This is a genomic window from Streptoalloteichus tenebrarius (assembly GCF_024171885.1).
Taxonomy (GTDB): Bacteria; Actinomycetota; Actinomycetes; order Mycobacteriales; family Pseudonocardiaceae; genus Streptoalloteichus; species Streptoalloteichus tenebrarius.
On the sequence record NZ_JAMTCP010000010.1, the window covers coordinates 12,052 to 36,254 of the forward strand.

Here is a 24,203-nt window from a genome sequence, read left to right on the forward strand (position 1 = left end):
CCAAGGTGAACCCGAGCTTCGGCACCTACCAGCTCGCCGAGGAGCACGAGGCGCTGCGGGAGGCGGTTCGCGCGCTCGCCGAGAAGGAGATCGCCCCGCACGCGGCCGCGGTCGACGAGGAGGAGCGCTTCCCGGCCGAGGCGCACGACGCCCTGGTCAAGGCCGGGTTCGCCGCCGTGCACGTGCCGGAGGCCTACGACGGGCAGGGCGCGGACTCCGTGGCGACGTGCATCGTCATCGAGGAGGTGGCGCGGGTCTGCGCCTCGTCCTCGCTGATCCCCGCGGTCAACAAGCTCGGCACGATGCCGATCCTGCTGTCGGCGTCGGAGGAGCTGAAGAAGCAGGTCCTGCCGTCGGTCGCCAGCGGGGAGGCCATGGCCTCGTACGCGCTGAGCGAGCGGGAGGCCGGCTCGGACACCGCGTCGATGCGCACCAGGGCGCGGCTGGACGGCGACCACTGGGTCCTCAACGGCACCAAGTGTTGGATCACCAACGCCGGCGAGTCGACCTGGTACACCGTGATGGCGGTGACCGACCCGAACGCGGCCAAGCCGTCGCAGGGCATCTCCGCCTTCGTCGTGCACAAGGACGACCCGGGCTTCGAGGTGGGGCCCAAGGAGCGCAAGCTCGGCATCAAGGGCTCCCCGACCCGGGAGATCTACTTCCAGGACTGCACGATCCCGGCTGACCGGATCATCGGTGAGCCCGGCACCGGCCTCAAGACCGCGCTGGCGACCCTCGACCACACCCGGCCGACCATCGGCGCGCAGGCCGTGGGCATCGCGCAGGGCGCGCTGGACGCCTCCATCGCCTACGTCAGGGACCGCAAGCAGTTCGGCCGCGCGATCAGCGACTTCCAGGGCGTGCAGTTCATGCTCGCCGACATGGCGATGAAGGTCGAGGCCGCGCGGCACATGGTGTACGTGTCGGCGGCGCGGGCGGAGCGGGGCGAGCCCGACCTCGGCTTCATCTCGGCGGCGGCCAAGTGCTTCGCCTCCGACGTGGCCATGGAGGTCACCACCAACGCGGTGCAGCTCTTCGGTGGCGCCGGCTACACCAGGGACTTCCCGGTGGAGCGGATGATGCGTGATGCCAAGATCACCCAGATCTACGAGGGCACCAACCAGATCCAGCGGGTCGTGATGTCCCGCGCCCTGCTCAGGGGCTGATCGCGAGTTCTCCCGAGGCCCGGAGGCGGCCTGGTCCCCACGACCAGGCCGCCTCCGGGCCTTCTGCCGTCCTGGGGCGTCTCCACGGGCTCCGCGGTCTCCGTTCGGCTCCGCGGTCTCCGTTGGCTCCCGTCGACTTCGGCTGACTTCGGCTGACTTCGGCCGGCTTGGGTCGCGAGCGGGAGCGCCGACCGCCCATCCGGCGGCCTCCTCGATTTCGCCAGGTCGGCGGGGGTGGATGCGGCCGGACGAGTGACGGGGCCCACGGAACGACAGGTTTGATTGAAATTTCACCTACCCGCCGGCAGTCTTGTGCGGGTCGCGTGCCCTGCGGTTTCATCGGCGAGCCGCCGTGGCGCACGACATCCCCTCGTTCCCGACCGGGCGTCCCGACCTGGCTGGTCGCCTGCCACCACCCCGCTTTCCGAGGAGATGACAGATGCAGTTGCCGGCGTGGATCCGTGACCTCGTGTTGCTGCTCGCCCGCGTGGCCGTCGGTGTGGTCTTCATGGCCCACGGATGGCAGAAGCTCGTCACCAACGGCATGGGGCCCACCTCGACCGCCTTCGGTCAGATGGGCATCCCGGTCCCGACGCTGTCGGCCTGGTTCACCGCGCTCGTCGAGTTCGCCGGCGGCGCCGCGCTGATCGTCGGCTTCCTGTTGCCGCTGGTCGGCCTGCTCCAGGCGTTCGCCATGCTGGGCGCGCTGTTCATGGTGCACCTCAACGGCGGGCTGTTTCTGCCGAAGGGCTTCGAGTACGTCCTGGTGCTGGCCGCGGCCGCGCTCGCCCTGGGGTTCAACGGCGGGGCCTACAGCCTGGACCGGGTGCTGTTCGGCCGGCGGCGGGCGGTCAGCCGCGCGCAGGAGCCGGCAGTCGCCTGACCCCCGGCAGCTCGACGCCCAGCGTCGCGGTCACCCGCTCGCTGGTGGCCCTGGCGGGCAGCGCCCCCGGGTCCGGGTTGCTCACCTGGACCAGCGAGGCGCTGCCCGCCAGCACCGCGAGCAGGCCGTCGAGCACGCCGCCCGGCAGGTTCCAGTCCACAGTGGACAGAACTCGGTCCTCGGCCCCCAGGCCGAACTCGGCGGCGCGGGCCGCCGCCGACGCCATGACTTCGTCCACAGTGGACCCCAGGAGCGCGGGGGTGTCGCCGTCGACCGGCAGCGGCGGCCGGAACGTGTCCCCGTGCACCCGCGCCGAGGAGACGTAGTCCACCGACCCGGCCGGCGGCTCGGCCAGACCCCGGCCCATCGGGTCGAGCGCCACGGCCGCGACCAGGTCGGCCGCGCCGGCGGCGGCGACCGACCCGGCGTCCGGCCGGACGAACGCCACCGCCGCGCCGGACGGGTCGTCGGTCACCTCGGCCCCGCACCACCACGCGCCGAGCAGGACGCCCACCGTCTGCCAGTGCGCGGGCAGCGCGACCGCCACCGGGCTGCCCTGCTCCACGTCCAGCTCGTCCACGAGCCAGTTCGCCGTCTTGGCCGCCCAGTTCGCGATCGTCGCCCTGGACAGCTCCACCCGCGCGCCGCTCGCGTCGTCGTAGTGGGTGATCAGCGGCCGACCCGGGTCCAGAGCCAGCAACCTGCCCAGCAGCCTGTCGGTGATGCTCATCGTGGCCCGCTCCCTCGTCGCGCTCGTGCCGGGACCCGTGCCGTCCCGCGCCGGATCATCCCCGACGGCGGCTCGTCCCCGCGGTCAGTTCACGCACGGCACGCCGCCCGAGACGAGCGGGGCCGCGTTGGTGACCCCGCCGTCGGGCTGGCCGCGTCGGACCTGGCCGCCAGGGGACCCGGCGTCGGCGCCGTCCGGCCGGAACATCGTCCCGCCGGCCACGCGGTGTCCGTTCGCCGGGGTGCCCGAGGTGGTCCCGCCCGACGTCGGGCCGGCCGAAGCCGGTCCCGAAGCAGGGGCGGAGGTTGGCCCGGAGGTCGGGCCGGACGACGGCCCGGAGCCCTGCCCCGGCGGCGCGAGGTCGGCGACGAACCGCCGCACCTGGTCGGCGTCGACGGTGATGATGCTCTGACCCCGGTCGTTGCGGGCGCCCACCTGCGTCACCGGGATCGTGACGAAGTCGACGCTGCCGGCGCTGATGCCCTGCATCTGCTGGGCGAAGCCCAGCATGTCCCAGCCCTGGTCCAGCACGACCGACCGCTGGGCGGCCTCCAGCAGGCCGGACAACCGGTCCGGGTCGGTCAGCGTGCCGGTGGACAGCACCTTGTTGACCGCCGAGGCCAGGAACGCCTGCTGCCGCACGATCCGGTCGAGGTCGCCGCGGGGGAGGTTGTCCCGCTGGCGGACGAAGGCCAACGCGTCCCCGCCGGAGACGGTCTGGACGCCCGCCCTGAACCGGGCGCCGGAGTTGGGGTCGCTGGTGGCGTGGTTCAGGCACACCTCCACCCCGCCCAGGGCCTCGGTGAGCAGGTAGAACCCGTAGAGGTTGACCTCGGCGTAGTGGTCGACCCGCACGCCGGTCAGCTCCTGCACGGTCTGCACGAGGGCGCGCCGGCCCGCCTGGTCGGACTCCTGCTCGACCCGCGTCGGGTCGGTCTGGCCCTGTTCACGGAGCCGTTGCGCCGCGCGGGCCTTGGTCACCCCGTACGCGGCGTTGATCTTGTCCTCGCGGTGGTCCGGGATGGGGACGTACGTGTCGCGGGGGATCGAGACGGCGTGCGCCCGCCCGCCGGAGTGCGGCACCCGCACGAGGATCATCGTGTCGGTGTTGAGGGTGTTGGTGCCCTCGGTGCGCAGCTTGCGGAGCACGTGGGCCGGCAACGGGTTCCCCTGCGCGTCGGTGCGGCTGTCGCTGCCGACGAGGAGGATGTCCGTCGCCCCGTCGTCGGCCGGCGTGCTCGGCAGCACGGGGACGTCCCCGAGGATGTCGGTGGTGGGCACCCTGTCGTTGAGTTTGTCCACTGTGGACCAGGCAAGGCCGGAGGCGGTCAGCGCCGCCGCGGACGCCAACGCCACCACGGTGCGCCCGGCCACCAGCGCGACCCTGCCGGCCCGGCCGGGGCGTCCCCGCTCGCCCTCCCCCGGCTCGCCGGACTCCTGGCCGGACTCCTCGGCGGACTCTTCGGCGGACTCGTCGGTGGGCGCGTCGACGGGCTCGCGGGGCGAACCGGCCTCGACCGGCGCGGTCCCGTCGTCCTCGCGGCCGGGGTGGCGCGCGTCGTCCGCGTCGGGGCCACCCCCGACGCCACCCCCGACCCCCTCGGGTGCTGGCGGCCGCGCCTCCCCCTCGGGTCGCTCCTCGCCAGAGCCGGTCCGTGCGGGCCGGTCCTCCACGTTCGTGCCCCTCCTCCTGCCGCGTCCGCCACCGCGGACGCGGGTCGCCTCGCCGCCCACGCGCGCGGCGTTGTTCCCCCTGAACGAGGGTAAACCGAACGAGGGTACCCGTGATCGGACGACCGGGTGAGGGCCAGCGCCGCGTCACCGCTGCCCGCTGTCGGGTGCGCTCAGTCGACGCAGACGACCCCGTTCGCGGTGATCTGCGGCTCCGGGTTGGCCGACGGGGCCTGGTGGGGCGCTCCGTCCGGGAGCAACAGGCCGTCGCCCAGCAGGCCGTTGGCGCCGGGACCCGCGTAGTCGCTGCCCAGGAAGACCCTGACCCGGTTGGCCGGCAGGTTGACGTCGGGCTCCACATCGAGCCCGCCCAGCGCGTCGGCCACGCGCCGCGCCACGGCCTCGTCGCCCTTGGCGTGCCGGACCACCGAGTTCTTCCTCGCCGGGGCGTTCGTGGCGTCCCCCGTCGTGAAGCCCTTGCCCGCCAACGACTCCAGCACGCGGGTGGCGAGGCCCACCGCGCCGGAGGAGTTGCGGACGTCCACGGTGACCCGCGAGTTGTCGGCGGAGGGGGACGTGCTGGAGCTGCCGGGCCGGTCGGGGTTGCCGGCGTTGTCGGCGCCGATCGCCTTGGCCACCGCCGCCTTCACCTGCGCCGGGTCGACCTGCACCGCGAGGCCGTCGGCGGGCGTCGGCAGGTCGGGCCGGCCGACCGGAATGGTCTCGAAGCTGATGCTGCCCCCGGTGATGCCCTGCATCTGCTGGGCGAAGCCGAGCACGTCCCAGCCCTGGTCCAGCACCACGGTCTGCTTCAGCGCGTCGACGAGGTCGGACAGCTTCTTCGTGTCGGTCAGCACGCCCGCCGAGAGCATCTTCTTGGCGAGGCCGGCCATGAACACCTGCTGCCGCACCACGCGGTCGAGGTCGGAGCGCGGCAGGTCCTCGCGCTGGCGGACGAACGCGAGCGCGTCGCCGCCCGAGATGGTCTGCGGCCCGGCCTTGAAGTCGGCGCCGGACTTGTAGTCCTTCGTCGGCCGCTTGAGGCAGACCTCGACGCCGCCGACGGCCTGCGTGATCTTGTAGAAGCCGAGCAGGTTGACCTCGGCGAAGTGGTCGATCGTGACCCCGCTGAGCTGCTCGATCGTGCGGATGGTGGTCTTGCGGCCCTCGGCCTGCGCGTCCTGCTCCGCCTTCTGCTTGGGCACGCCCTCCCTGGTGAGCCGGTCGAAGGCGTCCCGTTTCGCCCTGCCGTAGGCGGAGTTGATCTTGTGCTGGCCGTAGCCACCGGGGATCTGCACGTAGGAGTCGCGGGGGAAGGAGAACGCCACGGCCCTGCGGCCGTCGTTCGGGATCCGCAGCAGGATCAGCGAGTCGGTCAGCTCGCCCTCGTTGGCCCCGGCCCGCAGCTCCTCCAGCACCTCCTTGGGCAGCGGGTTGCCCTGCGCGTCGACCCGGCTGTCGTTGCCGACGAGCAGGATGTCGGTGGCGCCGTCGGCCGGCTTGGGACCCTCGCGCCTGGTGATCACGTCCGTCGTGGTCAGCCCGCTGCTGAGGTCCCGGTAGGTCGCCCAGGCGTACCCGGTGAGGCCCAGCACCACGACCGAGACGAGGGCCGTGGCGGTCTTGCCGGCGACCAGGGCGGCGCGCACGGCGTGCCGGGGGCGCTCACGGCCGGCCGGGGGCTCGGGGAGCGGCGCCGCCAGGGCCTCGGCGGTCGGCAGTGCCTTCGTGCGCCCGGCCCGCGTCGGGGGGCGCTGGTCCTGCGCGCGCAGCGCCCTGGTCTCCGGCGGCTCGACAGCCGAGGGCGGGACCCGCCCCGTGCGCGACCGGGGCGTCCCGGGGTCGCCGACCGGGCGCTGGAGCGGGCGGCCGCGAACCTGGCCTGGCGGTGGGCCGGCCGGCGGGGTCGGGCGGGGAGGGTGACCGCGCGGCGGAACTCCCTGGCCGGGGAAACCACCGGCTCCCCCCGGCCGCGGTGGCCGTTCGTTCACGCGTGCACCTCCCAGAACCGGCGACCGCCGTCATGTCCGCCGTGAGGACATCGGAAGCCGGCCCGGGTCGTTCCGCGTCCGGGCCGGTGTGCGTTCAGGCTAACGACCCCGTGTGAGATCCGTGGCAGCTTCTCGTCACATGGAGACGCCAACCCCGCCGTACGGGTTGTCCCCGGCGTGACAGACTGCACCGGAGGACTGCCCGCGCGAGCGCGTTCCGACACGAACGAACCGGCGGAATCACCCGTGGGCAGGAGGCCGGGTCCGCCGTGCCACGACGTCCCCCCGGCGTCGTGGGCCCGGAGCGGGGCGCCGAGGGCGGCGCCGGGGCCGGGCCGCTCGGCAGCGGAGGAAGGGTGACATGCGAGTCCTGGTCACGGGTGGTGCCGGATTCATCGGATCGCACTACGTGCGGGAGCTGCTCGGCGGGGCCTACCCGGCGTTCGCCGACGCCGAGGTCGTGGTGCTCGACAAGCTCACCTACGCCGGCAACGAGGCCAACCTGGCCCCGGTCGCCGACGCGGCCGGCTCCCGGCTGCGGTTCGTGCGGGGCGACATCTGCGACGCCGAGCTGGTCCGCACGCTGATGACCGGCGTCGACGTGGTGGTGCACTTCGCGGCGGAGTCCCACGTGGACCGGTCCATCCTCGGGGCGACCGAGTTCGTGATGACCAACGTGCTGGGCACCCAGACCCTGCTCCAGGCCGCGCTGGAGGCCGGGGTGGGCAAGTTCGTGCACGTCTCCACGGACGAGGTCTACGGCTCCATCGACGAGGGCTCCTGGCCCGAGGACCACCCGCTGGAGCCGAACTCGCCGTACTCGGCGTCCAAGGCCAGCTCGGACCTGCTGGCGCGGGCCTTCCACCGCACCCACGGGCTGCCGGTCTGCGTCACGCGGTGCTCGAACAACTACGGCCCGTACCAGTTCCCGGAGAAGGTCATCCCGCTGTTCGTGACCAACCTCATGGACGGCAGGCCGGTGCCGCTGTACGGCGACGGCCTGAACGTGCGCGACTGGCTGCACGTGGACGACCACTGCCGGGGTATCCAACTCGTCGTGGAGGGCGGACGACCCGGCGAGGTCTACAACATCGGCGGCGGCACCGAGCTGACCAACCGGGAGCTGACCGAGCGGCTGCTGGCGGTGATGGGCGCCGACTGGTCCATGGTGGAGCAGGTGCCCGACCGCAAGGGGCACGACCGCCGCTACTCGGTCGACATCACCAAGATCTCCACGGAGCTGGGCTACCGGCCGCGCGTCCCGTTCGAGGAGGGCCTGGCCCGCACCGTGGCGTGGTACCGCGAGAACCGGGAGTGGTGGGAGCCGCTCAAGCGCCGCGCCGCCCTCGCCGCGCGCTGACGCCGCCCCCTCCCCTCGGCTCGACAACCCGTAGGCAGGTCACGTGATGACGGGTCTGGCACTCCTGGTGGCCGGCGGTCGCGGCCAGCTCGGCCGGGATCTGGCGATCCAGGCCGACACCGCGGCGGAGGTCGGCTTCACGCACGCCCCCGGCTCGGCGGAGCTGGACGTCACCGACCGGGAGGCGGTCGACGACGCGGTCGCGGCGCTGGCGTCCTCGGCCAGGGACGCGGGGCTGCGCCCGGTCCTGGTCAACGCCTCCGCGTACACGGCGGTCGACGCGGCCGAGTCCGACGTGGAGCGCGCGTTCCAGGTCAACGCGGACGGGCCGCGCCTGCTGGCCGCCGCGTGCGCGGCCCAGGGCGTCCCGCTGGTGCACGTCTCCACCGACTACGTGTTCCCCGGCGACGCCGACCGGCCGTACGAGCCCGACGACCCGACCGGGCCGAAGTCGGTGTACGGGCGCAGCAAACTCGCGGGGGAGCGCGAGGTGCTGCGCGGCTGGGACCGGAGCTGGGTCGTGCGCACCGCCTGGGTCTACGGCGCGCACGGCGGGAACTTCGTGAAGACGATGTGCCGCCTGGAGCGCGAGCGGGAGACGCTGACCGTCGTCGACGACCAGCGCGGCAGCCCGACCTGGTCGGCCGACCTCGCCGCCGGCCTGTTGGAGCTGGCGCGCAGGGTCGCCGTCGGGCCCGGCCCGGAGCAGCGGGTCCTGCACTGCACCAACGCCGGCGAGACCACCTGGTGCGGGTTCGCCCGCGCCGTGTTCGAGGAGTTGGGCGCGGACCCGTCGCGCGTGCGCCCGTGCGCCACGGCGGACTTCCCCCGGCCGGCCCCGCGCCCCGCGTACTCGGTGCTGTCCGGCGCGGCATGGCGCGCCGCCGGCCTCACCCCGCCGCGTCCCTGGCGGGAGGCGCTGGCCGCGGCGTTCGCGTCGGGGGCCTTCGCCGAGACGTCCGCCTAGGAGTTCCTCGCGGTCGTGGTCCGGCGGGCCGGACGCCCGGCCCGCCGGACCGGACCACGACCCCGGGTCAGGAGACGGCCCGGTGGTAGGCGTCGATGGTGGTCTCCGCGCACCGCCGCCAGGTGAACTCGGCGGCCCTGCCCCGGCGGGCCGCCAGCGTCGGGGCGTCCTTCGGCGAGTCCAGCGCCTCGACCATGGCGTGGCCCAGCGCCTCGACGTCGCCGACCGGCACGTGCCAGGCGTGGCCCCCGGCGACCTCGCGCAGCGCGGGGACGTCCGAGCACACCACCGGCACGCTGCACGCCAGCGCCTCCAGGACCGGCAGCCCGAAGCCCTCGTCGCGGGACGGCAGCACCAGCGTGGCGGCGCCGGCCACGACGCCGCGCAGGTCCACGTCGGACAGGTAGCCGGTCCGCAGGACCCGGCCGTCCCCGTGGGACACCCGCAGGCCGCCGCTCGGCCCGGCGAGCACCAGGGGCGGCAGCTCGGGCCGCGCCCGGTGCGCCGCCAGCAGGTTGGGCAGACCCTTGCGCGGCCCGTCCGCGCCGACGAACAGCAGGTACCGCTCGGGCAGGCCGAGCCGGCGGCGGAGCTGCTCGCCGGGGGCGCGCGCGGCGAACCACGCCGGGTCCACGCCCAGCGGGGTCACCGTGACCTTGTCCTCGGGCACGTCCAGCCGCTCGACGACCACCCGTGCGACGGCGGCGGTGGGCGTGCAGATCACGGCCGCCCGCTGGGCCGAGCGCCGCACCAGCTCGGGCAGGTCCCGCTCCACCGGCGGCAGCTCGTCCGGCTGGTCCAGGAACGCCAGGTCGTGGATGGTGAGCACGCCGCCGGCGCGCAACGCCGGCGGCAGCACGAAGTTCGTCGCGTGGACGACGTCGGTCGGGCCGGCGAGCAGCTCGACCGGGGGGAAGGGCGCGCGCAGCCAGCACCGCCGCAGCAGGCGGGCGGAGGCGGGGAGGCCCCGCGCGCGCAGCCCGTGGGGCAGCACCGAGCGCAACGCCCGCCAGCCGCGCACGGTGAACGCCACCGCACGAACGTCCACTGTGGACATGCTCGCCAGCTCCTCGGCGAGCGCCGCCGTGTAGCGGCCGACACCCGTGCGGTGCCCGAGCAACGGGGTGCCGTCCAGCAGCACCCGCACCGGTCGCCTACCGCGAGCCATTGCCCCGCAACCGTTCCGCGGCGAGCCGACGCAGCCGGCCGGCGGCGCGTTTGGCGACCTCTGTCGGTCCTCCCGCGTCCAGGTACTCCCTGACCAGCGCGATGTCCCTCCTGAGCCGGCCGGCCGCGCCCAACGGGGCCGGGCGCACCAGCGGCGCGTGGCTGCCCCGCAGCCGGTCCGCGGCCGGGCGCGGGTTGCGGCAGAAGTCCACCAGGGGAGCCAGCACGTTCTCCCAGGTGAACCGCTCCCGCACCAGCGCGATCCGCTCCCGGCAGGTGGCGGCGAACTCCTCGTCGTAGAGGACCCGCTCCAGGGCGTCGGCCAACGCCTCGGGGTCCTCGGCGGGCACGACCACACCCAGCCGCTCCCCGCGCACCAGGTCGGCGAACGAGTCGCCGTCGGTGGTGACGATCGGCAACCCGGCCCACAGGTAGTCCAGCACGCGCGTGCGGAACGCGAACTCGGTCTCCACGTGCTCGTAGTGCGTGGTGACGCCGCAGTCGCCGTCCAGCAGCCAGTTCTGCCGCTCGTGGTACGGGACCCAGGTCTCGTTGAAGAAGACGTGCTCGCCGACGAGCCCGAGCCGCTGCGCGAGCCGGCGGGTCTGCCCGGCGACCCCCATCTCCGGCACGTCCGGGTTCGGGTGCTTCATGCCGAGGAAGAACAGCCGCACGTCGTCGTGCGCGCCGCGCAGCCGGTCGACGGCCCGGACCAGGGTGAGCGGGTCGAACCAGTTGTAGACCCCGCCCGCCCACAGCACGACCTTGTCGTCCTCGCCGATGCCCGGCACCACGCCCTTGATGGCCGGGCCGGTGCGCTCGGGGGCCTTGCCCGGCAGGCCGAACGGCACCTCGGCCAGCAACGACCGGACCGTGGGGTCGGTGTCGTACAGCGCGGGGGTCAGGCGGCCCAACGCGGCCAGGTGGCCCAGCCAGAAGTGCCGCTGGCGCCGCGAGGCGCACAGGAAGAAGTCGCCGCGCCGGAGCTGCGCGTTGAGCACGTCGGTCACGCCGAGCAGGTCGAGCCGCCGCCGCTCGTCGTCGCCGTCCTTGCCCTGCTCCAGCAGCTCCAGGTGCATCGGGTCGTAGACGTCGCAGACGACGATCTTGGTGGAGTCGGCGGCCTTGAGCTTCGGCGCCATCTCCAGCACGTGGCCCTGCAACACGACCACGTCGGCCCAGTCGACGTGCTCGCCCAGGTCCCTCGGCCGGCTCTGGACGACGGGGAAGGCCGACCGCGGGGGCGCGCACTGCGGGTTGACCGTCACCAGGCGCACGTCGTGCTCGCCGGAGAGCACGTCGGCCATGTGCCACGCCCGGATCGCCGGGCCCGCCATCCGCTCGCCGATCGCGTCGCCGGTGATCACGACGATCCGCCGGGGCCGACCGAACACCTCCTCCAGCCCGAACGCCTCGACCAGCACGTCGTGCGCGGCGAGGTAGCGCGGGAGCGGGTAGGCCGGCTCCATCGCCTTGCGCATCAACGGGACCAGGTCGGCGTCGGTGCGCACGCGGGAGGACTGCTCGACCCGCCGCGACTCGGCGAGGGAGGGCAGCAGCTCGACGAACTGGTCGATGGCCAGCACCCCGGCCAGCGCGTCCCTGGACAGGGCCACCGGCGCGTCGTCCTCGGACCGGTCGGCCGGCCGGCGCGTGATCTCCAACTGGGTGGCGTCCAGCTCGCCCCTGGCGGTCGCACGGCGCACGGCCAGCGCGAGGGCCGCCGGCAGCACCTTCGCCAGGCTCTCGTCCGAGAGGTTCTTGTAGAGGGTCGCCAGCGCGTTGCGCTCCAGCAGGTAGAACTCGCGCGCCGAGTGCACGCCGCCCATGGAGCCGTGGTGGCGGTGGAAGGTCAGCGAGCGCGGCTCGTACCGCACGCGCCAGCCGCGCAGGTTGAGCCGCCACCCGAGGTCGACGTCCTCATAGAACATGAAGTAGCGCTCGTCGAAGCCGCCCAGCTCGCGGAACAGCTCGGCGCGCACGAACATCGCCGAGCCGGTGCCGAACAGCACGTCCCTCGGCGCGTCGAGCTGGTCGGGGGAGACCGCGTCCACCGGCTGCCCGGCGTGCCGCTTGTAGCCCATGCCGAACCAGGTCAGGCCGCCGTCGACGAAGTCGACGGTCCGGCCCTCCCAGTCGAGGACCTTGCTGGCGACCGCGCCGACCGTGGGCTCGGCCCGCAGCACGGCCACGGCGGCGCGCACCCAGTCGCGGTCCGGTCGCGCGTCGTTGTTGAGGAAGGCCACGACCTCGCCCCGCGCGTGCCGCACGCCCAGGTTGCAGCCGCCGGCGAAGCCCAGGTTCTCCGGCGCCTCGACCAGCTCGACGTCGGGCGCGGCCTCGCGCAGGCGCTCCGCGCTCCCGTCGCCCGAGGCGTTGTCGACGCAGATCACCTGTAGCCGGTCGGCCGGGTAGTCCACCTCCGAGCGCAGGGCGCGCAGGCAGGTGATGGTGTCGTCGGCCCCGCGGTAGTTGACCACCACCACGGACACCAGGGGCAGCATCCCCTGCTCCGGCACCTCGGGCTCCTTCCGTCACGTCGGTTTTCCCTCGAACCGACGGCAGGGCGCGGTCTCGCGCGTGGGCCCGCGGGCGGTTCTCCGGTGGGCATAGCGTGCCTCATCACGACGGGTGGTGGGGCGGGTACCGGAAGGTTGGGCGGCCGAACAGCGGTCAGGCGGCGCCCCAGGCGTTGTGATGTCGGACACGCTTCGCGTGGGGATCCTGGTTCGGTCCCCCGAACGCGGTGGTCACCGGCCCGCCCACCGGTGCCAGACCGCGCCACGGCCGACGACGCGACGCCGGCCGATCCTCCGCCTGGCCGAGAGCGTCTCCGGGAGCCGCGCCAGCACCTCGCCCAGCACGCGCAGGCGCAGCGAGACCCGGAAGTTCCGCGCGTCGGGGACCTCGCGCCCCAGCGCGCGCCGCGCCGGGAGCAGGGCGGTGATCACGGCGAAGCGCGTCAGCTCCCTGGCGGCGACCTCGGCCGGCGCGCACCGCAGCAGGGTCAGCAGCCGGTTGCGCTCGTTCCAGAGGTGGAACTGGGTCGAGCCGGGGTGGGTGCTCGCGCCGTGGCGGTGGCCGACCCTGGCCGCCGGCACGGTCACGATCCGCCGCCCCGCCAGACGCAGCCGCCACGCCGTGTCGGTGTCCTCGTAGTAGCAGAAGAAGTCGGCGGGGACGCCGCCGACGGCGCGGAGCGCGTCCACCCGCATCAGCACCGCCCCGCCACAGAAGCCGAAGGGCTCGCCGCCGGGCGGGGGCTCCGGGAGGTCCGCGCCGTGGCCGTCGGGGGTCAGCCGCACACCCGCCGACTGGACCGACCCGTCGGCGCGCAGCAGCAGGGAGCCGGCGGCGGCGACCCGGGGGTCGGCGTCGAGCGCGTCCTCCAACGCGCCCAGCCAGCCCGGCTCCGGCGCGGCGTCGTCGTTGAGCCACGCGACCCACGGAGTGTCCACATGGGACAGCGCAACCGCGAGGCCGCCCGCGTAGCCGAGGTTCCTGCCGAGCCGGAGCACCCGTGGCCGGCTCGGGTGCGCGGCGAGCAGGTCGGCCGTGCCGTCGTCGGAGGCGTTGTCCACCACGAGCGTCCTGTGTGGACGGTCCTGGGCGGCGAGCGCGTCGAGGCACCCGCCGACGTGCTCGCGGCCCCGCCACGTCACGACCACGACCGTGGTGCGCGCCGGGTTCCGCTCCGCCTGTTCCGCCACGGCCGCAAACACTAGGTCCTCCCCGGCCGGGGGCCTCGCGTGGGGAGCACCGTCGGCTGCGGGCACTGCGAGCACGTGGGCGCTGTGAGCACGTGGGCCCTGGGAGCACGTGGGCACTGCGGACACCTGTGGGGACGCTGGGCACCGGGGGTCGGGGCCGGGCACGGTCGGGCCGGACACGGCCTGTGCGAGGCTGACCGGCGTGCCCCAGCTCGTCGTGATCACCGAGCAGCTCCTCGCCCCGGTGCCGGGCGGGACCGGACGCTACACCCGGGAACTGGCCAGGGCGCTGGCCGCGACGGCGCCGGCCGGCTGGGAGGTCGGCGGGGTGGTCGCCCGGCACCCCGACCCCGCCGCCGCCGTGATCCCCGGCGTCGCGGGACCACGGGTGCTGCCGCTGCCCCCGCGCGCCCTGGTCGCCGCGTGGGAGCAGGGGCTGCCGCTGTGGCCGGGCGGCGACGCCGTGCACGCGCCCACCCCGCTCGCGCCGCCCGCCGGGCGCCGGGGCCGGCGGCTCGTCGTGACCGTGCACGACACCGTGCCGTGGACGCACCCCGAGACGCTCACCCGCCGGGGCGCGCTCTGGCACCGCAAGGTGATCCGCAGGGCGGCGGACCGGGCCGACGCCCTGGTCGTGCCGACCGCCGCCGTCGCGGCCGAGCTGGGCCGGCACGCGCCCGGCCAGGCCAGGGTGCACGTGGTGGGCGAGGGCGTGCCGGAGGTGCTCGCCGTGCCGCCGTCGGACGAGACCGTCGCGCGGGTCACCGCCCGGCTCGGCCTCCCGAACCGGTACGTGCTCGCGGTGGGCACCATCGAGCCCCGCAAGGGCGTCGAGACGCTCGTCGAGGCGATGGGCCGCTCCGACGCTCCCGACCTGCCCCTGGTCCTGGCCGGCGCGCCGGGCTGGGGCGGCGTCGAGCCCAGGGAGCTGGCCCGGCGGCACTACCTGCCGGAGGAGCGCCTCCACCTGCTCGGCCGGATCAGCGACGAGGAGCTGGCCGTCGTGCTGCACCGGGCGACGGTGCTCGCCGCGCCGAGCATGGCCGAGGGGTTCGGGCTGCCCGTGCTGGAGGCGATGGCCGCCGGCGTGCCCGTCGTGCACTCCGACGCCCCGGCCCTGGTCGAGGTGGCCGGCGGCGCGGGCGTCGTGGTGAAACGCGGCGACGCCGCGGGGCTGGCCCGCGCGCTGCGCGCGGTCGTCGACGACGAGGGCCGACGGGCCGGGATGGCGGAGGCCGGGCGTCGGCGGGCCGCGCGGCACCGGTGGGAGGACGCCGCCGAGGCCGTCTGGCGGATACACCTGGAATTGCACGGCTCCGTGCGTCGAGGGTCGCGCTGAGCGACGACGACGGGCCGGGCGCGGCCGAGGTCATGCCGCCAAGTGGGGTGTGACTCGACCAAACGGGACCTCGGCGGTCACCACGAGGCTTAGGCTTCCCGGGTGCCCCTCGCCGATCCCCACGTGCTCGTCGACGCGACCGCCATCCCCGCCGACCGCGGGGGTGTCGGCCGCTACGTGGACGCGTTGGTGGCCGCGTTGGACGCGGACGGCGCCCGCCTGACGGTCGTCTGTCAGCCCAGGGACGCCGAGCTGTTCGGCCGGCTCGCCCCGGGGGCCAGGGTGGCTCCCGCCGCCGAGGCCGTCGCCACCAGGACCGCCCGCCTCACCTGGGAGCAGACCACCCTGCCCCGGCTGGTCCGCCGGCTGGGCGTGGACGTGGTGCACTCACCGCACTACACCACCCCGCTGGCCAACCCGGTCGCCTCCGTGGTCACGCTGCACGACGCGACCTTCTTCACCGACGCGGGGCTGCACTCGTCGGTGAAGGCGCGGTTCTTCCGGGCGTGGACCAGGGCGTCCCTGCGCCGCGCCGAGATCAACGTCGTGCCCAGCAGGGCGACCGCGGACGAGCTGGTGCGCGTCGCCGGGGCCGACCGGAGGGCGCTCCAGGTCGCCCACCACGGCGTGGACACCGAGCGGTTCCACCCGCCGACGCCGGAGGACGTCGCGGCCGTCCGCCGCGACCTGGCGCTGGGGGACACCCCGTACGTGGCGTTCCTCGGCGCGCTGGAGCCGAGGAAGAACGTGCCCGCCCTGATCAGGGGGTTCGCCATGGCCTGCGCGGGCAGGGCGGACGCGCCCGCCCTCGTGCTCGCCGGGCAGCCGGGGTGGGACGGCCAGGTGGAACGCGCCCTCGACGCGGTGCCGCACCGGTTCCGGGTGATCCGCGCCGGCTACCTGCCGTTCGAGGCGCTGGCCGGGTTCCTCGGCGGGGCCGAGCTGGTCGCCTATCCCAGCCTTGGCGAGGGCTTCGGCCTGCCGGTGCTGGAGGCCATGGCCTGCGGGGCGTGCGTGCTGACCACCCGCCGGCTGAGCCTGCCCGAGGTCGGCGGCGACGCCGTGGCCTACTGCGGCGTCGGCGCCGGGGACATCGCGGCCGCGCTCGGCGAGCTGCTCGACGACCCGGCGCGGCGGGCGGCGCTGGCCAGCGCGGCGCAGCGGCGGTCGAAGGAGTTCTCGTGGGCGGCCAGCGCGGTGCGTCACCGGGAGGCGTACGACCGGGCGCACGTCCTGCGCCGTCGGGGCCGCTGACGCCCCCGGGCACGGGTGCGCCGCGTCGGCCAGCGGCAGAATGTGGCGGCGTGAGCCAGCCTCAGACCGTGTCCCACACCGCGCCGTACGGCGACCAGCTCGCCGTCGTGACAGTGACCTACTCGCCGGGAGAGGCGCTGGAGCGCTTCCTGGACAGCCTCGACAAGGCGACGACGCGCCCGTTCCGGGTCGTGCTCGCCGACAACGGCTCGGTGGACGGCGCGCCGGAGCGCGCCGCGGAGCGGGAGGGCGTCGAGCTGTTCCGCACCGGCGCGAACCTGGGCTACGGCACCGCGGCGAACCGCGCGGTCGCGCAGCTACCGCGCGAGGTCGGCTGGGTGGTGGTGGCCAACCCGGACATCGAGTGGGCTCCGGGGTCGCTGGACGCGTTGCTGGCCGCGACCGGGCGGTGGCGGCGTGGCGGCGCGTTCGGGCCGCTGGTCCGCGAGCCCGACGGCGCCGTGTACCCGTCGGCGCGGCTGGTTCCCTCGCTGGGCAAGGGGATCGGGCACGCGGTGCTGGGCAAGGTGTGGCCGGGCAACCCCTGGAGCCGGGCCTACCGCCAGTCCGACACCGAGGTCGTCGAGCGCACCGCCGGCTGGTTGTCCGGGTCGTGCCTGCTGCTGCGGCGCTCCGCGTTCGACTCCGTCGACGGGTTCGACCCCAGGTACTTCATGTACTTCGAGGACGTCGACCTCGGGGACCGGCTGGGCAGGGCGGGGTGGCTCAACGTCTACGTGCCCAGCGCCGAGGTGACCCACATCGGCGGGCACTCCACCCGGCACTCCTCGGCCCGCATGCTCGCGGTGCACCACCGCAGCGCCTACCAGTTCATCGCCGACCGGCACCCCGGCCCGCTGTGGGCTCCGCTGCGTCTGGCGGTGCGGGCCGGGCTCGCGGTGCGCGCGAAGCTGGAGGTTCGCGCCAGCGGCGGATGAGGGCGTCACGAGCGCCTCGCGGCTCCGGCGCCCGACCGCGCCAGGGTGGCCTTCGCCACGTTTTCCCCTGGTGCTGGCCACCCGCTCCCCGTCGGACACGTCATCATCCCCGGGGAGAGATGCGAGGGAGGGGGGTTCAGCGCCCGCCCTGCGGCCGTCGCTGCGGGGGCGCGTAGGGCTTCGGCGCCGCCTGGGAGCCCTGCGGGCCGAACCCGCCGGGCTGGCCGGGTGGCGGCGGTGCGAGGTGGCCGGACTGGCCCGGTGGTGGCGGCAGCACCTGGCCGTGACCGCCGGGGGGAGGCGCCGGGGGGCGCCCCTGCGCCGGCGTCGGTGGGAGGACGAGCGTCGACTCCAGGTCCGTCGCGTTGCGCGGATCGACCGAGTCGACCACGATGCGCGGAATCTGGACGGTGTTCGCCGCGTCCATCGGCGAGGTGGCGGAGTCCGGCGTGACGACGAAGCCACCACGGGCCCTGGCCCTCGCCAGGAGTTCGTCGGCACGCTCGCGAGGGTCCATCGCTGACCTCTCCAGGTGTATTGCGGCGGGTCCGACGCCCGCGTGCTGAGATTGCTCTGCCAGAGTATTCCCCCTAACGGGGTCCCGTCAGGAAGAGGAGGAGTCAACGGCATGTCGGCCACCCAGCGTCCGTCGCCGGAACCGCTGCGGGGGGTGGACGCGGTCGTGTTGGTCGGTGGCAAGGGCACGCGGCTGCGCCCGCTCACGCTGTCCGCGCCCAAGCCGATGCTGCCGACCGCGGGCGTGCCCTTCCTCACCCACCTCCTCTCCCGCATCCGCGCCGCCGGCATCACGCACGTGGTGCTCGGCACCTCCTACAAGGCGTCGGTGTTCGAGGAGCACTTCGGCGACGGGGCCGCGTTGGGGCTCGACCTGGAGTACGTGGTCGAGAACGAGCCGCTGGACACCGCCGGCGCCATCCGCAACGTCGCCGACCGGCTGCGCGCCGACGACGTGATGGTGTTCAACGGCGACATCCTCTCCGGCGTCGACCTGCCCGCCGTGCTCGGCACGCACCGCGAGGTGAACGCGGACGTCACGCTGCACCTGGTGAAGGTGACCGACCCGCGGCGCTTCGGCTGCGTGCCGACCGACGCCGAGGGCAGGGTGACCGCCTTCCTGGAGAAGACCGAGAACCCGCCGACCGACCAGATCAACGCCGGGTGTTACGTGTTCCGGCGCGGCGTGATCGAGGAGATCCCCGCAGGGCGTCCCGTCTCGGTGGAGCGGGAGACCTTCCCCGGCCTGCTCGCCGCCGGCGCGCGGCTCCAGGGGCACGTGGACGCCTCCTACTGGCTGGACCTCGGCACCCCGGCCGCGTTCGTGCAGGGCAGCGCCGACCTCGTGCGCGGCATCGCGCCGTCGGCCGCGCTCCCCGGCGAGCCGGGGCGGGCGATCGTGCTGGACGGCGCGCTGGTGCGGGACGACGCCGAGCTGGTGGGCGGCTCCACCGTCGGCGCGGGCTGCATGGTCGGCAGCGGCGCCCGGATCGACGGCTCGGTGTTGTTCGACGGGGCGGTCGTGGGCGCGGGCGCGGTCGTGGAGCGCTGCGTCATCGGCGCCAACGCCCGGATCGGCGACGGCGCCGTCCTGCGGGGCGTCGTGATCGGTGACGACGCGGTCATCGGGGCGCGCTGCGAGCTGCTCGACGGGGCCAGGGTCTGGCCGGGCGTCTCCCTGCCCGACGGCTCCGTCCGCTTCTCCACCGACACCTGACCCGCGCCCCGACCTGTCACCGAGCGACCGGGTCGCCGACGGCGACGGGTCGCGTCTTCCCAGATCAGCGCGGTCAGCGCCGGCGCGGGGAGCGCGGGGGGAAGGCTTAGACTCCGCGGGTGACCAGCGTTGTCGAGGTCGTGGGGGAGCGTCCGGCCAGCCGGACGTGGCGGCCGGCGCACCCGCTGGACCTGCTGGCGGTGGTGGCCCCGTTGCGGCGGGGCACGGGTGATCCCGCGTTCCGGGTCGGGGCCGACGGCGCCGTGTGGCGGGCGATGACGACCCCCGCCGGGCCGGCGACCCTGCGCCTGGGCCGCCTCGGCGACGAGGTGGAGGCCACGGCGTGGGGGCCGGGCGCGGAGTGGGCGCTCGACGGCGTTCCCGCGCTCCTCGGCGCGCACGACGACGACAGCGGCTTCGAGGCGCACCACCCGCTGGTGGCCGAGGCGCGCCGGCGGAACCCGGGGCTGCGCCTCGGCGCGACCGGCCGTGTCTGGGACGTGCTGGTCGCGGCCGTGCTGGAGCAGAAGGTGACCCAGCGTGAGGCGTGGCGGTCGTGGAGCGAGCTGTGCCGCTGGTTCGGCGAGCCGGCCCCGGGACCGGCCCCGGCCGGGCTGCGGGTGCCGCCCACGGCGGAGGCGTTGCGGGTCGTCACGGACTGGGAGTGGCACCGGGCGGGGGTCGACGGCGCGCGGCGGCGCACCCTCGTCGCGGTGGCGGGTGTGGCGAACCGCCTCGAACGCGCGGTGACGCTCCGGGGCGAGGAGGGCCGGCGGCTGCTGCGGCTCGTGCCGGGCGTCGGGGTGTGGACGGCCGCGGAGGTCGCGCAGCGGGCGTGGGGTGACGCCGACGCGGTGAGCGTCGGCGACTACCACGTCCCGTCCGTGGTGGGCTACGCCCTGCTCGGGCGTTCCCTCGACGACGACGGGATGCTGGAGGTGCTGGCGCCGTACGCGCCGCACCGGCAGCGCGCGGTGCGCTACATCGAGGCGTCTGGGGTCCGCCGCCCGCGCCGCGGACCCCGGCTCAGCGCCCGCGACTACCGGGCCATCTGAGCCGACGCCAACCGGACCAGCTCCGGGACGGTGTCCACATTGGACGGAAGTCCGTCGGTCGGCCACCACTGGAGGTCCAGCGACTCCTCGCTGCGCACCGCCTCCGCGTCGAGGGGCGCGCGCACCAGGAACCGCACGTCCAGGTGCCGGGTGGGCACGCCCAGCGAGCACGTGATCGGGTGCACGTCGAGGTGCAGCGGCGTCGGGTCGATCTCCAGGCCCTCGATGCCGGACTCCTCGGTGGCCTCGCGCAGCGCCGCGCCCGCCAGCGTGGTGTCCGCCGGCTCGCAGTGCCCGCCGAGCTGGAGCCACCGGCCGACCCGGGGGTGCAGGGTCAACAGCACGTTCTCGCCGGCGGCGTCGACCACGAGCGCCGAGGCCGTCAGGTGCCCCGGCTCGCAGGACCGCAGGCAGCCGTCCTCGCGCGCGGCGAGGAAGGCGAGGAACGCGTGGCGCAGCGCCTCCTGCCCGCTGTCGGCCGGCCGCCACGAGGTCAGGGTGCGGACCGCGTCCGCGTGCAGTGCCCCGGTCACAGTTCCACCAGTCCTTCGGTCAGCTCCCGCGGGGGGCGGGGCGCCAGCGGCGCGTCGGCGGGCCGCCCGACCGCGACCGCGCCCAGCGGTTCCCACGTCGCGGGCAGGTCGAGCACCGAGCGCACCACGTCGGGGCAGAAGATCGTCGAGGACACCCAGCAGGAGCCGAGGTCCTCGGCGGCCAGCGCCACCAGCAGTCCCTGCACCGCCGCGCCGCCGGCGACGGTGAACATGGTCCGCTCGGCCGTGGCCCGCCTGGCGTCCGGGTAGTCGTGCGACCCCTCGCGGACGAGGAACGGCAACACCAGTTCCGGCGCGGCGAAGAGCAGGTCGCCCCGGCGCACCCTGCGCTCCACCCGCTGCGCCGGCAGGCCGTCGCGCTCCAGGTCCGCCCGCCACGCGGCCCGCATCGCCTCCAGCAGCTTCGTCCGCAGTGGACGGTCGCGCAGCCAGACGAACCGCACGGGCCGGGTGTGGTGCGGCGCGGGCGCGGTCAGCGCGGCGCCCACCGCCCTGCGCACCGCCTCCTCGTCGACCGGCTCGTCGGAGAAGGCGCGCACCGAGCGGCGCACCAGCACCGCCTCGCGCCGCCCCCGCGTGATCGCCTCGGCGGCGCCGAGCCGGAACATGTCCTCCTCGATCGGCCGCAGCAGGTCGCGCGCGGTGGACCCGTCGTCCACGAAGGACAGTCCGCGCAGCACGGCGACCGGGACGCCGCCCAGCTTGCCCTTGACCAGGTCGGCGGCGGCCGCCACCTCGTCGGCCACGGCCACGCTGGTCACCGACAGCTCGTTGCCCTGCGCGTCGACCCGGCCGGCGTACCGGTGCAGCACGGGCAGGCCGGCCGAGCCGATCGCCATGTCCGTCTGCCCCACCCGCCAGGCGCGGCCCATCGTGTCGGTGACGACGACGGCGACGTCCACCCCGAGCCGCTCGCGCAGCCCGGCCCGCAGGCGGGCGGCCGAGGCGTCCGGGTCCTCGGGCAGCAGGGCCAGCTCGTTGCCGAAGACGTTGGACGAGTCGATCCCGGAGGCGGCCTGGACGATGCCCAGCCGGTTCTCGGTGATCAGGGTGCGGCGGAAGCGGGCGACGACCCGCACCGCCTCCCGCTCGACCAGCTCCCGGCGCAGCGCGTCCCGCTCCTCGGGGTCGGTCGGGGCCGGCACCAGCCGTCCCTCCACCTTGGACAGCACCTTGCTGGTGACCACGACCACGTCGCCGTCGGCCAGCCACGGCGCGGCCTCGGCGACCGCCGCCGTCAGGTCGTCGCCGGGGCGGAACTCGGGCAGCCCGAGGACCGGCAGCAGTGTGATCCGGTCGGCCGCGTGGTCGCCGGGAAACCGCTCAGTCACGCCACACCCCCGCGAGTCGCAACGCGTCCCGCGCCATCTCGGCGGTCGCGTCCACATCGGACATCAACAGCGGGACGGCCCGCACGGTCACGCCGGGCACGTCGGCGGAGTCGCCCTCGTGCACCAGCCAGCCGTCCAGCACCCCGCCCTCCTTGCGGGAGCCGTAGTGCCGGCCCACCGCCTCGGCCGTGGTGGCCACGCCGATCGCGTCGAGGCACGCGTCCGCCATGCCCCGCAACGGCCGGTCGGCGATGATCGGGGAGAGCCCCACCACGCTGGCCGGGGTCTCCCGCAGCGCCTGGCGGACGCCCGGCACCGCCAGGATCGTGCCCACGCTCACCACGGGGTTCGACGGCGCGAACAGCACCGCGTCGGCCGAGGCGATCGCCTCCACCACCCCGGGAGCCGGCTTCGCCTCCTCCGCCCCGACCGGGACGATCGCGTGCGCCGGCAACCCGGCCCGGTGGCGCACCCACCACTCCTGGAAGTGGATCGCCCGCCGCTCGCCGGTCTCCGGGTCGTCGACCACGACGTGCGTCTCCGCCCGGTCGTCGGTCATCGGCAGAAGGCGCACGCCCGGCCGCCACCGGTCGCACAGCGCCTCGGTCACCGCCGAGAGCGGGTAGCCGGCCCGCAGCATCCGGGACCGGACGAGGTGGGTGGCGATGTCGCGGTCGCCGAGCCCGAACCAGGTCGGGTCGGCGCCGTAGGCCGCCAGCTCCTCCTTCACGGTCCAGGACTCGCCGGCCCTGCCCCAGCCGCGCTCGGTGTCGATGCCCCCGCCGAGGGTGTACATGCAGGTGTCGAGGTCGGGGCAGATCCGCAACCCGTGCATCCAGACGTCGTCGCCGGTGTTGACCACCGCGACGACCTCGTGTGTCGACTCCCCGTCGGGCGCGCCCACCGCGGGCAGGCCCAACGCGGCCTTCACGCCCATGAGGAAACGCGCGCCGCCAACGCCACCAACCAGCACGACCACCTTCACGGCGCGATCCTCGCACGCGGCGGCGGACGGCGGCTCGGGGCCGGAGGGGTCACCTCCAGAACATGAACTCCCGCAGTCCGGCCGCGGCCGAGAAGAAGTCGCCGCCGACGGTGCCGAAGAGGGCGAACACCAGGTCCCAGAACACCCTGTTGAGCTGGGGCAGGGCGAACAGCGCCGCGAACAGCGCGAGCGGGGCCCATGGCCGCACCTTCGCCGCGAACTCGCGCGCGCGGTAGGAGAGGTAGGGCTCCAGGACGCCGAAGCCGTCGAGGCCGGGCACCGGCAGGATGTTCAGGACGAACGCGGCGATCTGGAGCAGCGCGAGGTAGGACAGCCCCCACCGCAGGCCCGTCGGTAGGTCGACGGCGGCGACGACGGCGGTGAGCAGCCCGCCCACGACGAGGTTCGCCAGGGGACCGGCCAACGACACCAGCGACTCGACGCCCCGGGACCGCAACGCGTGGTGGTTGATCCACACCGCGCCGCCGGGCAGCGGAACCCCGCCCACCACGAGCAGCAGCAGGGGGATCACCAGGCTCAGCACGGGATCGGTGTAGTGGCGGGGGTCGAGGGTGAGATAGCCCTTCGCGCGCACCGCGTGGTCGCCGCCCCGGTAGGCGACGAACGCGTGCCCGAACTCGTGCAGGCACAACGAGACCGCCCATCCGCCGAGGACGAGGACGACGATGCCGGCGGTGCGCGCCAGGGGAGTGTCGAGTGTGGTCAGGACACCGCCCGCCACGGTGGCGGCGAGGATGCCGAGGAACAGGGGACTGGGTCGGACGTGAGAACGCGTCACTGGTCCAGTCTGCCCAGCTAGCGGAGGTCCACCTACTCCGTTCGGAGTCTTCCCCGGACGGGTGTTCCCCGCTTGCGTCGCTGCTGTGACACAGGTGTAATCACATCGGTGTCATTCGCTGTAGGGACGGCGAGTCCGCCAACCGGGGAGTGCGGAAGGCGAGGAGGCGGACGACATGCAGCAGTGGATCCTAGGGAGCCTGGTGACGGAGCGGGGGGGCGCCGAACCGGCCAGCGTGGACGTGCTGGCTGAACTGTTCGGTGCGGCAGAGGAACAGGACTGGCAGGAGCGCGCGTTGTGCGCGCAGACGGACCCGGAGGCGTTCTTCCCGGAGAAGGGCGGGTCGACCAGGGAGGCGAAGCGGATCTGCGCCGGGTGCGAGGTCCGCGCCGAGTGCCTGGAGTACGCCCTGGCGCACGACGAGCGCTTCGGGATCTGGGGCGGTCTGTCCGAGCGGGAGCGACGGAAGCTCAAGCGCCGCGCGGTGTGAGTGAGCGGGGCCACGCCCCGGTTTCCTCCCGGAGTCGTACCGTGGGCAGCCACACGGGGTAGGGGAGAACCCCGGACT

The 24,203-nt window shown here is 74.7% G+C and carries 21 protein-coding genes; 10 read left to right on the plus strand and 11 right to left on the minus strand.

Going from position 1 to position 24,203, the window contains the following annotated elements:
- Positions 1 to 5: 5 nt before the first annotated feature.
- Complete coding sequence (locus LX15_RS11695) at positions 6 to 1,169, plus strand: acyl-CoA dehydrogenase (protein WP_253669565.1); 1,164 nt, start codon at positions 6 to 8, stop codon at positions 1,167 to 1,169.
- Positions 1,170 to 1,608: 439 nt separating this feature from the next.
- A complete protein-coding gene (locus LX15_RS11700; protein WP_253669566.1) occupies positions 1,609 to 2,052 on the plus strand; it encodes a DoxX family protein in 444 nt (147 codons plus the stop codon).
- Here the strand turns inward: LX15_RS11700 and LX15_RS11705 are convergent.
- From LX15_RS11705 to LX15_RS11715, 3 genes are all read right to left on the minus strand, one after another.
- The gene (locus LX15_RS11705) at positions 2,021 to 2,782 is read right to left on the minus strand and encodes a TIGR03089 family protein (RefSeq protein WP_253669567.1); all 762 of its coding nucleotides are present in this window, start codon (positions 2,780 to 2,782) and stop codon (positions 2,021 to 2,023) included. The two genes, LX15_RS11700 and LX15_RS11705, sit on opposite strands and share 32 nt — an antisense overlap.
- A gap of 84 nt (positions 2,783 to 2,866) precedes the next feature.
- A complete protein-coding gene (locus LX15_RS11710; RefSeq protein WP_372502622.1) occupies positions 2,867 to 4,456 on the minus strand; it encodes an LCP family protein in 1,590 nt (529 codons plus the stop codon).
- Positions 4,457 to 4,626: 170 nt separating this feature from the next.
- Positions 4,627 to 6,444, minus strand: coding sequence for an LCP family protein (locus LX15_RS11715; RefSeq protein ID WP_253669568.1), 1,818 nt, complete (start codon positions 6,442 to 6,444; stop codon positions 4,627 to 4,629).
- Between the two features lie 361 nt (positions 6,445 to 6,805).
- Here LX15_RS11715 and rfbB point away from each other — a divergent pair, with 361 nt between their 5' ends.
- A complete protein-coding gene (rfbB, locus tag LX15_RS11720; protein ID WP_253669569.1) occupies positions 6,806 to 7,804 on the plus strand; it encodes a dTDP-glucose 4,6-dehydratase in 999 nt (332 codons plus the stop codon).
- 46 nt (positions 7,805 to 7,850) lie between these two features.
- Positions 7,851 to 8,771, plus strand: a complete 921-nt coding sequence (rfbD, locus tag LX15_RS11725; protein ID WP_253669570.1) for a dTDP-4-dehydrorhamnose reductase — start codon at positions 7,851 to 7,853, stop codon at positions 8,769 to 8,771.
- 67 nt (positions 8,772 to 8,838) lie between these two features.
- Here the strand turns inward: rfbD and LX15_RS11730 are convergent, their stop codons facing one another.
- The 3 genes from LX15_RS11730 to LX15_RS11740 all read right to left on the minus strand — a co-directional run bounded on the left by LX15_RS11730 (position 8,839) and on the right by LX15_RS11740 (position 13,648).
- Positions 8,839 to 9,939 (minus strand): glycosyltransferase family 4 protein, encoded by a 1,101-nt coding sequence (locus LX15_RS11730; RefSeq protein ID WP_253669571.1) that lies wholly within the window; start codon positions 9,937 to 9,939, stop codon positions 8,839 to 8,841.
- The gene (locus LX15_RS11735; protein ID WP_253669678.1) at positions 9,926 to 12,442 is read right to left on the minus strand and encodes a glycosyltransferase; all 2,517 of its coding nucleotides are present in this window, start codon (positions 12,440 to 12,442) and stop codon (positions 9,926 to 9,928) included. Before LX15_RS11735 ends, LX15_RS11730 begins: the two co-directional genes overlap by 14 nt.
- Before the next feature lie 246 nt (positions 12,443 to 12,688).
- Positions 12,689 to 13,648, minus strand: a complete 960-nt coding sequence (locus tag LX15_RS11740) for a glycosyltransferase family 2 protein (protein WP_253669572.1) — start codon at positions 13,646 to 13,648, stop codon at positions 12,689 to 12,691.
- Positions 13,649 to 13,850: 202 nt separating this feature from the next.
- Between LX15_RS11740 and LX15_RS11745 the strand changes: the two genes are divergently transcribed.
- The 3 genes from LX15_RS11745 (at position 13,851) to LX15_RS11755 (ending at position 17,179) form a co-directional block, all read left to right on the plus strand.
- Positions 13,851 to 14,987 (plus strand): glycosyltransferase family 4 protein, encoded by a 1,137-nt coding sequence (locus LX15_RS11745; protein WP_253669573.1) that lies wholly within the window; start codon positions 13,851 to 13,853, stop codon positions 14,985 to 14,987.
- Between the two features lie 123 nt (positions 14,988 to 15,110).
- Entirely contained in the window at positions 15,111 to 16,241 is a 1,131-nt protein-coding gene (locus LX15_RS11750) for a glycosyltransferase family 4 protein (RefSeq protein WP_253669679.1), read from the plus strand.
- Between the two features lie 50 nt (positions 16,242 to 16,291).
- Positions 16,292 to 17,179 carry a glycosyltransferase family 2 protein gene (locus LX15_RS11755; RefSeq protein ID WP_308213453.1) on the plus strand — a complete coding sequence of 296 codons (888 nt, stop codon included), beginning with the start codon at positions 16,292 to 16,294 and terminating at the stop codon, positions 17,177 to 17,179.
- 136 nt (positions 17,180 to 17,315) lie between these two features.
- On the opposite strand, the gene LX15_RS11760 is transcribed toward LX15_RS11755, so the two are convergent.
- A complete protein-coding gene (locus LX15_RS11760; protein ID WP_253669574.1) occupies positions 17,316 to 17,696 on the minus strand; it encodes a hypothetical protein in 381 nt (126 codons plus the stop codon).
- Positions 17,697 to 17,807: 111 nt separating this feature from the next.
- Here LX15_RS11760 and manB point away from each other — a divergent pair, with 111 nt between their 5' ends.
- Both manB and LX15_RS11770 read left to right on the plus strand, forming a co-directional pair.
- Positions 17,808 to 18,911, plus strand: coding sequence for a mannose-1-phosphate guanylyltransferase (manB, locus tag LX15_RS11765; RefSeq protein ID WP_253669575.1), 1,104 nt, complete (start codon positions 17,808 to 17,810; stop codon positions 18,909 to 18,911).
- 119 nt (positions 18,912 to 19,030) lie between these two features.
- Positions 19,031 to 19,966 carry a DNA-3-methyladenine glycosylase family protein gene (locus LX15_RS11770; RefSeq protein WP_253669576.1) on the plus strand — a complete coding sequence of 312 codons (936 nt, stop codon included), beginning with the start codon at positions 19,031 to 19,033 and terminating at the stop codon, positions 19,964 to 19,966.
- Here the strand turns inward: LX15_RS11770 and LX15_RS11775 are convergent.
- From LX15_RS11775 to LX15_RS11790, 4 genes are read right to left on the minus strand one after another with little or no spacing between them, the layout of a single operon-like run.
- Positions 19,951 to 20,499, minus strand: a complete 549-nt coding sequence (locus LX15_RS11775; protein WP_253669577.1) for an NUDIX hydrolase — start codon at positions 20,497 to 20,499, stop codon at positions 19,951 to 19,953. The two genes, LX15_RS11770 and LX15_RS11775, sit on opposite strands and share 16 nt — an antisense overlap.
- The gene (locus tag LX15_RS11780; protein ID WP_372502626.1) at positions 20,496 to 21,908 is read right to left on the minus strand and encodes a coenzyme F420-0:L-glutamate ligase; all 1,413 of its coding nucleotides are present in this window, start codon (positions 21,906 to 21,908) and stop codon (positions 20,496 to 20,498) included. The genes LX15_RS11775 and LX15_RS11780 overlap by 4 nt, the downstream gene beginning before the upstream one ends.
- Positions 21,844 to 22,836, minus strand: a complete 993-nt coding sequence (gene cofD / locus LX15_RS11785) for a 2-phospho-L-lactate transferase (protein ID WP_253669579.1) — start codon at positions 22,834 to 22,836, stop codon at positions 21,844 to 21,846. Before cofD ends, LX15_RS11780 begins: the two co-directional genes overlap by 65 nt.
- A gap of 49 nt (positions 22,837 to 22,885) precedes the next feature.
- The gene (locus tag LX15_RS11790; protein ID WP_253669580.1) at positions 22,886 to 23,635 is read right to left on the minus strand and encodes a site-2 protease family protein; all 750 of its coding nucleotides are present in this window, start codon (positions 23,633 to 23,635) and stop codon (positions 22,886 to 22,888) included.
- 175 nt (positions 23,636 to 23,810) lie between these two features.
- Here LX15_RS11790 and LX15_RS11795 point away from each other — a divergent pair, with 175 nt between their 5' ends.
- Complete coding sequence (locus tag LX15_RS11795; RefSeq protein WP_073487751.1) at positions 23,811 to 24,125, plus strand: WhiB family transcriptional regulator; 315 nt, start codon at positions 23,811 to 23,813, stop codon at positions 24,123 to 24,125.
- Positions 24,126 to 24,203: the final 78 nt, after the last annotated feature.